The organism is Bacillus sp. 41-22, assembly GCF_025809295.1.
In the GTDB taxonomy this organism is placed as follows: domain Bacteria; phylum Bacillota; class Bacilli; order Bacillales; family Bacillaceae_G; genus Bacillus_A; species Bacillus_A mycoides.
This window is the reverse complement of sequence record NZ_CP084035.1, coordinates 818263-833320: the sequence shown is the minus strand read 5'-3', so window position 1 is coordinate 833320 and position 15058 is coordinate 818263. Positions and strand designations below refer to the sequence as shown.

Below are 15058 nucleotides of genomic sequence, written 5' to 3'. Positions count from 1 at the left end.
ACCATTATACAAAAGAATATATTAGATAATAAAGAAAAATGCTAAAATTATTTACAGTTCATTCTTATTTCAACAAAGGGGTTTTTAGTATGCCTTATTTTTACGTCTTTTTACTATTATTAACAAGCTTATTATGGGGAGGAAATTTTGTCGTTGGGAAATCACTTGTCGATCATGCGTCTCCGATGACACTGACAAGTTTAAGATGGATGATTGCGATTGTTTGTTTATTACCACTCGTATGGTTTAAAGAGAAGAAAATTATTCCACCGCGTGCTGCTATAATCCCGTTAGTAATTATGGGAATTACAGGCGTCGCTCTTTTCAACATTTTTCAATTTTTAGCATTAGAAAAAACATCCGCAACGAATGTAGGTCTTATTTCTACATTGAACGCTATTTCAATTGCATTATTTTCTGTGCTGTTTCTAAAAGAAAAAGTAAATACGCTTCAAATTCTTTCTATGATTCTTTCATTTTTTGGGGTCATCCTCGTTCTTTTAAAGGGAAACTTTGCTCTTTTATTTTCACTACATTTTAATAGCGGGGATTTATGGATGATTGCAGCAGTTTGTATTTGGGGCATTTATTCTGTTTGTAGTAAATGGGCGACAAAAACAGTTACACCGCTAATGGCTACATTATATTCTGGTATTTTCGGCGTTATTTTATTGCTTCCATTTAACATAGGTAGCTTCACTGTTTCCAATATCAACTCTTCCTTCATAACATCACTTTTATATACAGGACTCATTTCAACAGTACTTTGTATGGTGTTTTGGAATATTGGTGTACAGAAATTAGGCGCTACTACATCGGGGATTTTTCTAAATTTCAATCCAATTTTCACAGCTATTTTAGCATTTATTTTCCTTGGAGAAGAACTAACATGGATTCAAATTTTCGGGACAATTATCGTCGTTACAGGGTGCTATTTATTCTCTCATTTTAAAACTGTTTCTCCTCAGACGACTAGAGCTTTAGTACGAAAGCATTCTTAATGAAAAAGCATCGCCACCAAAGTGGCGATGTTTTTATTTACCTTTCATTTCTTTCACATACTGCTTTTCTTCTTCTGGCGATAAACGTTCTGTTGCCTTTCCGGTATCACCACCTTGAATTTCCCACAAAAAGTTATGATCCTCAACCGTTTGTGAAAAGTCTCCTTTCTCCCAACGCTCCAAAGTAGAAAGTAGCTTTGCTTTATATTTAAAATTTGTACTGCTTTCTACTGCGTTCTTCGCACTACGAATTTCCTTATTTGTCATTTCGATAAATCCCCATTTATCAGATGATTTCACTTTTTGATGTACCATCCTATGCATTGTAGAAATAATTTCATCCTCACTAAATTGTGGCTTCTCTTCCGCAACTTTCTTGTCCTGTTGGCTCATCACTTTTTGTGTTTTAAGACTCTTCTCCTCTTCCTCTATATAATTAAGAAGTTTAGTAACACCGAATACAGCTCCTATCGCAATTACAATCATTGTAATTGCCCCTATTATCCATTTTTTCATATTATGTACTCCCCATTCCCCTAATAATTACATAAACAAATGGAATCGCCTGCGCACAGCCGATTCCATTTGTTTCCTTATTTCATTTTAAACCTTCATCGCTTCTCGTACAATGTAACTGTCCACATATTGTTTAAATTTCACTATTTTTCCATTTTCAAGCTGCCATACATGAACAAATTCCGCCTCAAATGATTTTCCCGTCTCTTTATAAACTCCTGAGTAAACACCTTCAGCAATAATCACATCTTTTCCGTTTACTTCATGGTACGTATTTACACTCGCTTTATAATCATCCCATTCTGATCCTAAACGACTAAATACATTTTCCATTATAGCTTCTGTACCTATATACGTTCCGCCGTACGGAAAACCTGCTGCCTCTGTCCACTCTACTTTTTCAGAGAAAGCTTCCGCTAAATGTTTTGCATTTGAAGAAGATGGTCCTTCATATGTGCTTCGAACAATTTCTAAATTTGTTTTTTGCTTCATTATTTTTTCACCCCAAACGCGTTTGCCGCTAAAACAAGTCCAATTTCTAACGCTTTAACGTGCGGGAACCGCTCCTTTATTGCCGTTTGAATTTCTTCATTTGAAGGATTTCCTGCAAGAACTTCATCAAATGCAACTAAATATTTACGAGTATGTTTAATCGCGTCTGCTGTATTTGGTACGTCATAATCACGATGACCCGCTACAACAATTTCAGGATGAAGATTTTCAAGTTCACTTAATGTTTCTAACCATTTATGACGAGCTTCAGCATCTGTTTCTAACGTCCATACGAAAGTATTGTTATAAACGATATCGCCTGTAACAACGGCTTTTAATGATGGAATCCATACATAACTATTATTCGGTGTATCACCTTGCAAACCACCTTTAATGATTAAATCATTTCCCTCTAAAATCAATTTCTCTTCTGTTAATTCCTCTGGAACAATTGGTTGATGAGGAACATTATGCCCAATAGATGGTTTCCACTGTTCCACTTTCTTCTCAAATGTGTTACGAATATCTTCAACAGTATTCCGTAATGCAACAATCTTCGCTTCTGGAAATGCTTCATGTAATACATTTAATCCAAAATAGTGATCTGGATGGAAATGAGTCACATAAATATGAGTTAAATTCTTTCCTGTTTCAATAATTTGAGCTGCTAAACGGTGCGCATCACTTAATAAAAATTGTGCATCGATAAGAATTGCATCTTTTTCTCCGTATACAATTGTGGATGTAACTTGAAATGCTTGCTCAGATCCTGTAAAAACCTCTAAATGTAATTTTGACATGTTATTTCCTCCACTTTTTATTTACTCTTTTATATTCCTTTATTCTTTAAGCTTTATTCTAGTTGTAACTAAGTTAGTTACAACTAGAATAAAAAAATATACGAATCATTTTATTACTAATCGACTTGATGTAATCATTATAGTTACACCAAGTCGTCAAGTCAACACTAAAAAAATAAAATTTACTTCGTTTTCATTACTTTCTCTTTTAAGAAGCGCTCTACATATCCTTCTGCTTTTACAACGAATAAATACGCACCCATTGATAATAATGCAAGATCTAATTCATATCCCGGATTCTTTCCATCTCCTAATAAGCCTGCTGCTCCATTTACCTTTACGATAGCTCCAGCCAAAATAAGAGCGAATAACAATCCTACATACCTCACGCCTAAACCGATAATTAATAATATACCACCAACTAATTCAACTGTTGCTACGCCATATGCAAGACCACCTGGTAAACCGATGCTTGTAAACCATCCTGCTACGTTATCTATACCTGATTGAAACTTTGCTAAACCGTGTGCAAAAAAAGTAACTCCTAATACGATACGAATAATTAAATTACCAATATATTGATTCATTCTGAACTCTCCTTTTTTGTTTTGTTATGGTGAACATTTATTCACAAGACAAAACAATACGGTATTTCTTTTCATTCGTCAAATGCTTTTTTAAAGAAACCAAAAAACATTATCCTTTTTGCAGATAATGTTTTTTATAAAATAGTGCTAATTCAAGCTTTCGCTCTATTACTTAGAAAAAGTTGAAAATTTTTCCCAGCACCTATATAAGACAATAAAGACACATCTTCTTCCATCACCATTCCAACAACATTCACTTTCCTATCTTCAGGTAAATCATTTATAACTATTTGCATTTCACCAGCATATCTACCGTACAATTCATTATCAATTGTAATACTGCCTCGTTTTCTTGAAATTGTATTCATCGGTTGTAATGCAACTTTATTTTCTTCTCTTGATTCGACAGAGCGAATGACATCACGTGCTGGATCTAATCTATTCGTATGCACTTTCTCTACCACTTTTAATACTTCATTTTCATTTATAAATGGCTCATATCCCAGCGGAATAATCCCTCTACTCGCACTTGCTATTTCTTGTACACTTTCTAAACTCCCGCTTATATCGCCAATTAAAACTTTATCAACAGCACAATCTTGCACAAGTTCTAAATATGCTTGAAGCGGGCGCATACTGCGATGTTTTTCTAAAGTTGGTAAACCCTCATATAACGGACCGCGTTTTTCACCATCTCCCGGAATAAATGCCATCGTTTTTATTCCGCACTCATGTAAATATTTATTTTGTTTTTGCAAAAACGACTTTGCTAGTCCTGTTTCTGGACGTGGATAAAAATTATGCCACGCTTCTACACGATCTACTCGTATATTTTCCGCAAGTAACTCTTTCCAAAATGGTTCTGTAATCGTACTCGCATTTAAAGCTACCTTCATCTTATGAGATACACGTGCGATTTCTTTTGGCGTAATACCGTAATCCATTCGTAAACCAGTAATGCCAAAGTCTAATAACTCTTCCACATTTTCATACGTCATCCCTAAATGGTTTAACGATTTTGGAGAGACATCAACCATTAATTCCATTTCATTTTCGAGAGCTTGTTTCCCAAGTATTTGAATTAACTCCTTATACGTATTCGGATCATCTTCTGGAATGTGAAGAGATGTAAAAACAGATGAAAATCCGTTTTCTTTCGCTAGTTTTAACCATGCTTCTTGTTTCTCTACTCGCTCTTTTGAAAGATAAATTGAAACTCCTATCATATAAATCTCTCCTTCTATTAATATAAAAAAAAGAGAAAGGAATCCCTTTCTCTATATGTTTTCTGCCATTTCTTCTTTAAAGCCGAAGAAGTACGTAAAGATGAATCCGAAAATATATGCAACTACTAATCCAAGGAAATATAATAAATATTTATTATCAGCAATTAACGGAATTAATGATAATCCTGATACACCTATTCCGAGTGAAGCCGTTTTCATAACAGCTTGGAATGCACCACCGACAGCCGCTCCTAAACAAGCAGTAATAAACGGTTTCCCAAGTGGCAATGTAACCCCGTATAATAGCGGTTCGCCAATTCCTAAAAATCCTACTGGTAATCCACCTTTAATCACATTACGAAGGCGTTTATTTTTTGTTTTCACATAAATCGCAATTGCTGCTCCTACTTGCCCAGCGCCAGCCATTGCTAATACTGGTAATAAAGGCGTTACGTGCGTTTGATTAATAAATTCCATATGAATCGGTGTTAAACCGTGATGTAATCCGACCATTACGAGAGGTAAAAATGTTCCGGCAAGCACAGCTCCAGCAAATGCTCCGCCAACATTTAAAATTGCATTAATACCGCTTGTAATACCATCAGATAAGAAGCCTGCTACTGGCTGAATCGCTAACATCGTTACTATACTTACAGCTAATACAGTAATGAGTGGTGTCACAATAATATCAACTGCATTTGGCACAGCTTTTCGCACTCGTCTCTCAACTACAACCATAAGCCATGCTGCAAAAATAACTGCAAATAATCCGCCCCGTCCGGGTACGAGCGCTTCACCGAATAATTTTACATTCGCCATCGCTGGGTTGAAAATTAAAATACCTGCAATTGCCCCAAGAACTGGTGTCCCGCCAAATTCTTTCGCTGTATTCCAACCGACTAAAATTCCTAAGAATGTAAAGATACCGCCGCCAATAAGTAGTAGCATTTGTAGCCACGTTGCATTCGGGTCAGCACCTGCGTTTTTCGCAAAGTTAGCAACCCCATTTATAATTCCTGACGCAACAAGTCCCGGAATTAGCGGAATGAAAATACTTCCTATTTTTCTTAAAAAGTTTTTCACTGGTGTATTATTTTTCTTCTTAATCTCTGACTTCATCTCTTGCCCAAGATCTTCAAGGTGGTGATCTGCCACCTCACCAATTCGCAGTCCCGTTAAATCTTCCATCTCAGCTGCTACTTTATTTACTGTCCCTGGCCCAACAACAACTTGAAGCGTTTCATCTTCAATCACTCCCATAACACCTTCAACCTTTTTTAAAAGGTCCATGTTCACTTTACTTTCATCATGAAGCGTTAATCGTAACCTCGTCATACAATGAGCAATGCCACGAATATTTTTTACTCCCCCAAGCTGCTCTGAAATTTCTTTGGCCATTCTCTCTTCTTTCTTCATAATAGAATCCCCCTCCCCAAAGTTTAAAGTGCTTTCTTCACAAATCCTTTCGCACCTTTTAATTTTTCTAGTGCTTCCCCATATTCACACTGTAGTAATATCATAACGATTGCAGCTTTCACATTTCGATCTGCTTTCTCATAACACTCTGTAGCTACTTCATAACTAGCGCCTGTCGCTTCAACAATAATTCGTTTTGAGCGTTCTACCAATTTTTCATTTGTAGATTGAACATCTACCATTAAGTTTTTATATACTTTCCCTACACCAATCATAGACGCTGTAGAAATCATATTGAGTACTAACTTTTGCGCTGTGCCAGCCTTCAACCGTGTTGAGCCTGTTAATATTTCTGCGCCTGTTTCCACTTCCACATTTAGTTTTGCATATTTACTTATTTCAGCATTTTTATTACAGGAAATACTAGCTGTACTTGCTCCCATGCTACTTGCATATTTCAATCCGCCAATTACATAGGGTGTTCTACCACTTGCTGCAATTCCAATAACCGTATCTTTCTCGTTTAATCCAATACTTTTTAAATCTTCTTTTGCTAACTCTTCACGATCTTCGGCACCTTCCACCGCCTTAGTAAACGCTTTCAATCCACCTGCTATAAATCCTTGAACCATGTTATCATCTGTTCCAAATGTCGGGGGACATTCTACTGCGTCTAAAATGCCTAAACGGCCACTCGTACCAGCCCCAATATAAATTAAACGGCCTTCTTCTTCAAAAGACTTAGTAACAATTTGTACAACCTTTTCAATTTCTTCTATTTCATTTTCAACTGCTAACGCAACAGTTCGATCTTCTTCATTCATACTTTGTAAAACTTCTTTTATACTCATCTCATCTAGATTCATCGTTTTCTCATTACGGTGTTCTGTCGATAAATTCTCTAACATATTGCCACCCTCTTCGAAATTATATTTCACACTTTTATTATAACTTTAAGAAACTAAAAATCAATAACTCTTTCTTATTTTATGAAATAAAATTTCACAACATGACATATTTGTGTCAAAGATAATAAAAAAGATGAGTCTCCCCATCTTTTCTTCTACTTCAATTTCCGTAACCGTAATGCTTCTTCTCTCGTCTCCATAAATTGATCTAATACTTTATTACCAATTCGATTGAAAGTAATCACATATAAAGCATCAATCATATTCAGTTGCGTCATTCTCGAAGCAATACTCGCAATGCGATGGTCTTGCTCTACATCTGGCATACAAAGGCGAATGTCTGCCGCTTTATATAACGGAGATGATTGGTCTAGCTTCGTAATCGCAATAACTGTAGCCCCTCGCTTCTTCGCATATTGCGCCATTTCGAGCACATCTTTCGTCCGCCCAGAAGTTGAAATCGCCACAAATATATCTCCCTCTTTTAAATTCGTGACGAGTGGCAACATCATATGAAAATCAGATAGCATCATCGCTGTAAATCCGAGTCGTGTAAATTTATAAGCCCCGTCCATCGCTGGAGTAGCTGAACCACCTACTCCGTAAAATATAACTTTATCCGCATTTACAATACGATCTGCAGCTCTCTCAAGTTCCTTCTTATCTATCGCCGTGACGCTCGCCTCAATTGCAGCTTTATTCACATATGTAACTTTATTAAACAAGTCGTACGGTCCATCTTCCGTATTCATCACTGAAAAATCATTAATATTATAATCAGCAATCGTTAATTCACGAACGAGCGCGATTTTAAATGATTTAAAGCTCCCAATCCCAATCGACTTACAAAAGCGAACAACACTTGCCTCACTTGCGCCTGCATTCGTTGACACTTCTTTCGTCGTTAAGTTCGGAACAATTTCTGCATTCTCCATTATGTACATGGCAACCTTCTTTTCGGCTGGTGAAAATTGATCCATATTACTTTCAATTTTAAATAGTAATGTTGAAGCTTTCACTATTTAACCTCCACTTCTCACGGTTGCGTTCTCTTATTTTCTCTTGCTTCAAGGAGGTAAAAACCATCATCGCCAGGAGGATGAAACACATTTACAATGCGATTTCCTTTTTGATAAACAGTTCTTTCCCCTTCTGTCCACTTCTTTTCCCAACCGTTCATCCAAATCGCAACATTAGGTAAAAAAGCAGTATATTTCAGCTTTTGATCGTACTCACCATCTGCTTCTTCTGAAAAAATAGAAACCGGAAAATCTTTCACTTTTGATTCTTTCCATGCAGTAAATGGTATGCACAATAAAAGGAGTATAATTACACCTATAACCTTCTCCTTAGTAATCTTCACACATTTCTCTCCTCGCCCTAGCATATACGTAGATTTTACCATAATTACAAACCATTCACGCTACATGACTATTGCTTTTTGCGATAAAAAAAGAGCTTACCTACATCAGATAAGCCCTTCCTCCCTATACAAAATACTTCTTCAAAAGTGGCGGCGTAATAATTGTTGTCAATATAACAACAATGACAATAGCTGTGAAATTTTCTTTCGCTAATAAATTTGCCGTAAGTCCATTTGCTGCGATAATAAGCGCTACTTCCCCGCGCGACACCATCCCCGCACCAATACTAATAGAAGATTGTAAGTTAAATCCTGTTAGTCTTGCTCCTAAACCTGATCCAATTAACTTTGTGAAAATTGCGATGAGCGTCATAATGATAATGAACCAAAGCTGGCTTCCGATACCTTGAAATGTAATTTCCATTCCAATACTTACGAAGAAAACTGGTACAAATATCGCATACGCAATCGGTTCAATTTTATGTTCTACTTCATGCTTATACTCTGTTTGAGAAATGGCAATTCCAGCTGCGAATGCTCCAATAATACCTGCAATCCCCATCATTTCACTGTAATACGAAAAAGAGAAACAAATAATAAGAGCTGCACTAATTAATGCTTCTGTTACGCGAAGTGGTACGAGCATTTTCATAATCCATGGAACAACTTTCCAAGAGATGAAAACAATACTTACAAAAAAGATAATTTTCTTTGCAATGACTAGCGTTACATTTACATCTTGTGTACCTAAAAAACTCATCACAAATGCTAATAAAATAACGACAATTACATCATCAAATACAGCTGCACCTAAAATCGTCGTACTTTCTCTCGTATTCATTTTCCCTAAATCTCTTAGTGTTTGAACAGAAATACTAACCGAAGTGGCACAAAGTAATAACCCTAAAAAGATCGCATGCGACTGTAACATTCCAAACGCAAGTCCTGCTAAATACCCACCAAGGAATGGGAAAATAATTCCTCCCATCGCTACTGCGAATGCAGATTTTAAATTACGATTTAACTCTTCTAAATCAGTTTCGAGTCCTGCCATAAACATAAGTAGCAAAACACCAATTTCGCTAAGCTCATCAATAAGTTCTGAACTATTAATAATACCTAGCAAAGCCGGACCGATAATAATACCAACGATTAATTTACCGAGTACAGAAGGCTGGCCAAGTCTAACGCTAATATCACCAGCTAATTTCGTACAAAGTAAAATGACGACAAGTTCAAAATAAAATAACATAGCATCTTCTCCTACTATATAAAGTAAATCTTTTTGTTCCTGCATCTATTTCTGCACATAGTTTCTCCTTACAAGCAGCATTTTATTTGTTAAAGTTTTATTTGACAAAATATTCTGAATTGTAATAAAATTAATCCAGAAATTTCAAAAAACTACATACCATAACTGTACCTTCATTCACTCACGTACTCTTTTCCAATTGGTTCACACTATTCGCAGTTATGGAGATGAAAAATGGGGGGAGAGTCCAAAGTGAAGTCATTATTACGAAAAAAAGCGCTTAGTACTGAATCACCACGGCAGCTAGATCGAACATTAACGGCACTCGATTTAACGTTTTTAGGAATCGGCGCCGTAATTGGGACAGGGATTTTTGTATTAACAGGTATTGTAGCGGCGAAACATTCTGGTCCTGGTATTATGCTATCATTCCTTATTGCTGCATTTACTTGTGCTTGTGTAGCCTTTTGTTATGCCGAATTCGCTTCTTCTATACCAGTCTCAGGAAGTGTTTACACTTATGCATACATGACCGTCGGAGAAGTTGTCGCCTTCATCGTTGGTTGGTGTTTAATGCTCGAATATTTACTCGCAGTTGCAGCGGTAGCTGTTGGCTGGTCTGGATATTTACAATCATTGCTTCAAGGGTTCAATATACACCTTCCCGCCATTATTTCCTCGGCCCCCGGAACGGGAAAAGGTGGTCTCATTGATTTACCCGCTGTTTGTATTTTACTTCTCATTACTGGTCTTTTAAGTTTTGGTATACGCGAAAGCGCACGCATTAATAATATTATGGTCCTTATAAAATTAGCAGTTATTATCGCCTTTATCGTAGCAGGCGCAAAATATGTAAAACCTGAAAATTGGACACCGTTCATTCCATTCGGGTACGACGGTATTATTACTGGCGCTGCTACTGTCTTCTTCGCCTTTTTAGGTTTTGATGCAATCGCAACTGCGGCAGAAGAAACGAAAAAACCGCAGCGTGATTTACCAATTGGCATTATCGGTTCCCTTCTTATTTGTACAGTTTTATACATGATCGTATCTTTCGTTTTAACAGGTATGGTTCCTTATACGCAATTAGACGTTTCTGACCCTGTTGCATTTGCACTACATTTCGTTGGCGAAGATACTATTGCAGGGCTACTTGCAGTTGGTGCGATGACAGGAATGACAACCGTTCTTTTAGTCGTTATGTATGGACAAGTTCGTGTTTCTTATGCAATGAGCCGAGACGGCTTACTCCCAAAAGCGTTATCACGCGTAAATAAAAAAGTTAAAATCCCTTTACTAAACACATGGATTACTGGGGTATTTGCAGCTTTATTAGCAGGACTTTTAGACCTACATTTACTAGCGAATTTAGTAAATATCGGTACGTTAACAGCCTTCGCATTCGTTTGCTTTGCTGTACTTATTTTACGGAAAACTCATCCTGACTTAAAACGCGGATTCCGTACACCTTTCGTACCTGTATTGCCAGTTGTCGCGATTCTTTGCTGTTTATATTTAATGATCAATTTGTCTACAACGACATGGATTAGCTTCGCAGTTTGGCTTATAGTCGGCTTATGCTTCTATTTCTTCTACTCTAGAAAACATAGTCATTTAGCTACTGAAAAAACAAATGATGAGACGAAAAAAGCATAACAAAATAGCTCGCCGATGAAACGGCGAGCTATTTTCATGTTTTATCCCGATTGGTGAGGGCTAATAATCAATGGGGGATGAACACCCCCCACTGATTAAAGTTTCACCTTATTATATTTTTGCGTTAACGATTGTAAAATGGTGAATATACAGATGCAAGCTGTAAATCATGCCCAATTCCCTATCAGTGTAGCGTATTAAAAAACTCCAATACCTACAAATAATAGGAAAATAATGACCTGATATATGAGCTTCTACTTTTGCATAGCCTCCCCCTTTACTTCGTCTCCTTCTTTTTTTTCTTCCACGCATTTACACTATCAAAGAAGAAATTAATAAATAACGTGCCTAAACCCGCTAATAAAAATGTCATTAAAAATAGAACCCATATACTTTTCTCTTTTAAGAAATAATATCCTACAAGGAGCACAACCGCGATCCATACATATTCAAGAATTCTTTTTATCTTTTTCTGTTCCAAATTATTCGCTCCCTTTTTCCATGCTATTTTTAGTATAACAAAAAAGAAGCCTATCATGATAAGCTTCTTTTCTTCTACCTTATTTGTTTATGCTTTTCTCAACAAGTGAAATCGCATGCTCTATCGTACGATTCATCGTTTCTACCTGTGCATCTTTTACTTTCACATCTTTTAACACAGTTTCTGCAACTGTAATTTTTTGACTCAATGATTTCACTGAACCATCCGTTACGTTTGCAGATTGGGCTTTCTTCACTAAAGCTTTGGCTGATTCAATATTGATTTGTAATTTTTCTTTCGGTGTTTTTGGTTGTTCTTCTGCCACTTTTGATTGTACGAATGTTTGGTTTGCTGTTTTTAATTCATTATACATTTGAACAACTTGCTCACCTGTACTTGTCATATTCCCAAACACTTTCTTAGCATTGTCATAGTTTTTTTGTAATTCTTTGAAAGCTTCTTGTGAATATTGGCCTGGTTTTTCACCAAATTCATAAGTACCTGCCAATACTTCTTTCACTTTTCCAATCTCTTCATATAACGTATTTACTTGCTCTAATTTTGTACGATTAGAAAACTCGTTATACGCTGCTACTACTTCTGAAGAACTTAATGCTTTACTATATAATTTTGCTAACGCAATTTGTCCATTTAACGGAATCCCCCCATTTCCGTTGCTGTCTGGATCTGCACCAAGTGCAAATGGTACGTTCGGGTGATATACTTTCCCTTGAGCTGGCTGACTATTTACTTTTTTACCATCTACATAAATTGCTACTTCACTTCCGTTATACGTTCCTGTTAAATGATACGTTTTGTTTGCTGCTAATTGAACGCCAACACGTTTATAGCTTCCGCCAATATGAGCCCATAATTCTACATATCCATTTCCTGTAGATTCAAAACCAATTCCGCCGCTCTCTGTATTTTGTAAAATTCCTTGTCCACGAATTTCATTCATCGAAAATACAGTTTCTAACGTAAATGAATTTGCTACTTTTTCTTTTTGTGCTGCTGAAAATGGAAGATAACCAAATGTATTTGCTTTTCCATTTAATTTCATTACATTTGTTTTCAACGCTTTATCATATTCAATAGATACATTCCCTTTCACATCACCTTTTGTTCCAAACGGTGAGTTATCTTTAAATGTACCATCTAAGAAATTCACATCAAAAATGTCTGCCTTTGGTACTTTCACATTCGGATCAATATTATCTTTTTTCGTAGTAATTTCTGCCGTTAACGGCTGCGCGCTTTCATTGCCAAACGAATCAATCGCAACTACTTCAAGTGTATATGTTTTCCCACCATCTAATCCTGCTAGCGTAAATGTAAGTTCTTTCGGCACTGGATCCCGATAAAACTCTGAGAATGCTAACAACTTATTTTTAATTTCTCCTGTTTGTTTATCCTTCGCCTGTACACGATAAGAGTGAACAAGAAGGTTGTCCACTGCTTGCGGGAATGTTACTGTTGCTGCGTTTTCCGTTACATTTGATACTGATACTTTCGCATCTTTCGCAAAAGATGGCTTTTCTTTATCACGGTCTTCTACATGCGTAAATGTTTCTTTCTTTGATGGCAACTGAATTTTCCATGGCTCGCCTGTCCAAGAATTCGTATGGAAATCACGACGATTAATTGTTACTTCCTTATCATCTACCTCTACTAATAAGCCTTGGCTTAATGCACGAGATTCTGAAGGGATATTCCCTTGCACTTTACCACCTTCAACTTCCATATAACTTACAGAAGATGTGCCAACAGATGTAAAGTCTTTTTGATGAATCGATCTTGGATCATCTAATGGATAATGTGAATGACCTGAAAACGTAATGACTTGTGGGTACTCTTTTAACACTGCATTAATTTTTGCACTATCTTGTGTTCCCCATTCATGACTACCGTACACTGTATCTTTAATATGTTGATGTAAAAACACAAAAATCGGTTTTTCTGGATCATCTTTTTGTGCCTTTGCCATTTCTTCTTTTAACCAATTAATTTGCTTGTCCGAATAATAGCCATGTGTTGTCCCATCCTCTGGAGACATAACAAGGAAATGATACCCTTTTACCACCTTATGATAATAAACCGATTCCATTCCTGTCTTTTCTAAGAAACGCTTCTGTGCTCCCTCTACAGATAAGCCGTTCCAATAATCATGATTACCTAGAGAATTCATTCGTACCGCATCTTTATTTGCATTTTCGTTATACACTTGCATGAAACGATCATATTGCTTTACTGAACCCGAATCAGTAAAATCACCTACAATGACAAACGCATCTTGCTTTGGTGCAAGCGTATTAAATTGCTCAATCGCTCTTTTCCAGCGGAACGTATCATCTGTTCCACTATCTTTAATATGCACATCACTTACAACTGGGAAAACGATTTTCTTCTCACTTGGTGCCTTTTCTTGCTTTTTCTCTTCCGCTTTAACCGACGTACTCCACGGTAATGATACAAATGCCAATACAAATACCATTAATAATCCAATAAGACCTTTTACTTTTCGTAAAGCAGTTCTTTCCACGTGAATCCTCCTCATAATAATTGATTCATTACAAGGGCTATTTTATCTTAAACATATTAATATCGTTTAAATAACAAATGAATTTTATTAGATTTTTGTAAATATACAGTTAATTAAGCATTAAGTCCAACATTACTCGTACTATTGTATACAACCACCTTTTGTCTAAAAGAGTCTGATCATTCTTTTCCCATGTCTATTCACATATAATCTTTTCTATAACATTAATGGTAAGTTAAGCTGTAAGCCTATTAGACAATCTTAATTTTAAAAATTTTCTTCTTTTCTTAACACATCGGCCATGCTTCTACATTTAATAGTAGTAAAAGACAACTTAAAAAGGAGGGGTTGTATTGAAGAACAAAAAAAATATTGGCTGTTTCGCTCCTTTATCTATCATTTGTCCAGACCCTTGTCCACCGCCCCCTCCTCCAAATCCAAGTTGTGAGCGAGTAACAAATGAATTTGCAGGGAATTTCCTCATAACTAACAACACCATTCCCTCTACCAAAGATGCACTACAATCAATGATACTGTGGCAAAGTGATGGGATACTGCTTATATCAGGTACTGTCTCGGTTTACAATAGTACTAGCAGCACTGAAGCAATTACAATTCAAATCATTGGAGCAGTAACCAATATTTTCACTGTGTTTCCTGGCAATACAATATCTTACACAGGTAAAGATTTAAAATCCGTTAGTATTATTAATATACAAAATAATCCTTCACTATATTTAGAAGGCAAGTACTGTTGCCAATTTACATGTTGCTTATAGAATACCAATTTTATTACTTCCTCAATTTAAAAAAGCATA

The 15058-nt window shown here is 36.3% G+C and carries 15 protein-coding genes and 1 pseudogene; 3 read left to right on the top strand and 13 right to left on the bottom strand.

What is annotated here, in order from left to right; translation table 11 throughout:
* Positions 1-89 precede the first annotated feature (89 nt).
* Positions 90-1001 (top strand): DMT family transporter, encoded by a 912-nt coding sequence (locus LCF45_RS04270; RefSeq protein WP_002140497.1) that lies wholly within the window; start codon positions 90-92, stop codon positions 999-1001.
* Between the two features lie 33 nt (positions 1002-1034).
* Here the strand turns inward: LCF45_RS04270 and LCF45_RS04265 are convergent, their stop codons facing one another.
* The 10 genes from LCF45_RS04265 to LCF45_RS04220 all read right to left on the bottom strand — a co-directional run bounded on the left by LCF45_RS04265 (position 1035) and on the right by LCF45_RS04220 (position 9606).
* Positions 1035-1517, bottom strand: coding sequence for a PRK06770 family protein (locus tag LCF45_RS04265; RefSeq protein WP_002125464.1), 483 nt, complete (start codon positions 1515-1517; stop codon positions 1035-1037).
* 87 nt (positions 1518-1604) lie between these two features.
* Positions 1605-2009 carry a nuclear transport factor 2 family protein gene (locus tag LCF45_RS04260; protein WP_033729782.1) on the bottom strand — a complete coding sequence of 135 codons (405 nt, stop codon included), beginning with the start codon at positions 2007-2009 and terminating at the stop codon, positions 1605-1607.
* Entirely contained in the window at positions 2009-2809 is an 801-nt protein-coding gene (locus LCF45_RS04255; protein WP_033729780.1) for an MBL fold metallo-hydrolase, read from the bottom strand. Before LCF45_RS04255 ends, LCF45_RS04260 begins: the two co-directional genes overlap by 1 nt.
* A 182-nt stretch (positions 2810-2991) precedes the next feature.
* Positions 2992-3396, bottom strand: coding sequence for a DoxX family protein (locus LCF45_RS04250; RefSeq protein ID WP_078203445.1), 405 nt, complete (start codon positions 3394-3396; stop codon positions 2992-2994).
* A 152-nt stretch (positions 3397-3548) separates the two neighbouring features.
* Positions 3549-4622, bottom strand: coding sequence for a DUF871 domain-containing protein (locus LCF45_RS04245; RefSeq protein ID WP_002169091.1), 1074 nt, complete (start codon positions 4620-4622; stop codon positions 3549-3551).
* Between the two features lie 51 nt (positions 4623-4673).
* Positions 4674-6038, bottom strand: a complete 1365-nt coding sequence (locus LCF45_RS04240) for a PTS transporter subunit EIIC (protein WP_002125455.1) — start codon at positions 6036-6038, stop codon at positions 4674-4676.
* 23 nt (positions 6039-6061) lie between these two features.
* Positions 6062-6946, bottom strand: a complete 885-nt coding sequence (gene murQ / locus LCF45_RS04235; protein ID WP_002125454.1) for an N-acetylmuramic acid 6-phosphate etherase — start codon at positions 6944-6946, stop codon at positions 6062-6064.
* 155 nt (positions 6947-7101) lie between these two features.
* Positions 7102-7965 (bottom strand): MurR/RpiR family transcriptional regulator, encoded by an 864-nt coding sequence (locus tag LCF45_RS04230; RefSeq protein ID WP_002186671.1) that lies wholly within the window; start codon positions 7963-7965, stop codon positions 7102-7104.
* A 17-nt stretch (positions 7966-7982) separates the two neighbouring features.
* Entirely contained in the window at positions 7983-8309 is a 327-nt protein-coding gene (locus tag LCF45_RS04225; RefSeq protein WP_002125452.1) for a hypothetical protein, read from the bottom strand.
* 124 nt (positions 8310-8433) lie between these two features.
* Positions 8434-9606 (bottom strand): cation:proton antiporter, encoded by a 1173-nt coding sequence (locus tag LCF45_RS04220; protein WP_263894588.1) that lies wholly within the window; start codon positions 9604-9606, stop codon positions 8434-8436.
* A 189-nt stretch (positions 9607-9795) separates the two neighbouring features.
* Between LCF45_RS04220 and LCF45_RS04215 the strand changes: the two genes are divergently transcribed.
* Entirely contained in the window at positions 9796-11217 is a 1422-nt protein-coding gene (locus tag LCF45_RS04215; RefSeq protein ID WP_002125450.1) for a branched-chain amino acid transporter BcaP, read from the top strand.
* Positions 11218-11312: 95 nt separating this feature from the next.
* Here the strand turns inward: LCF45_RS04215 and LCF45_RS27010 are convergent.
* The 3 genes and pseudogenes from LCF45_RS27010 to LCF45_RS04205 all read right to left on the bottom strand — a co-directional run bounded on the left by LCF45_RS27010 (position 11313) and on the right by LCF45_RS04205 (position 14240).
* Positions 11313-11465: pseudogene (locus LCF45_RS27010) on the bottom strand (RpiR family transcriptional regulator).
* Between the two features lie 29 nt (positions 11466-11494).
* The gene (locus LCF45_RS04210; RefSeq protein WP_002169093.1) at positions 11495-11698 is read right to left on the bottom strand and encodes a hypothetical protein; all 204 of its coding nucleotides are present in this window, start codon (positions 11696-11698) and stop codon (positions 11495-11497) included.
* A gap of 79 nt (positions 11699-11777) precedes the next feature.
* Positions 11778-14240 (bottom strand): LamG-like jellyroll fold domain-containing protein, encoded by a 2463-nt coding sequence (locus LCF45_RS04205; protein WP_050000851.1) that lies wholly within the window; start codon positions 14238-14240, stop codon positions 11778-11780.
* A 353-nt stretch (positions 14241-14593) separates the two neighbouring features.
* Between LCF45_RS04205 and LCF45_RS04200 the strand changes: the two genes are divergently transcribed.
* Positions 14594-15019 carry an S-Ena type endospore appendage gene (locus LCF45_RS04200; protein ID WP_002087412.1) on the top strand — a complete coding sequence of 142 codons (426 nt, stop codon included), beginning with the start codon at positions 14594-14596 and terminating at the stop codon, positions 15017-15019.
* Positions 15020-15058: the final 39 nt, after the last annotated feature.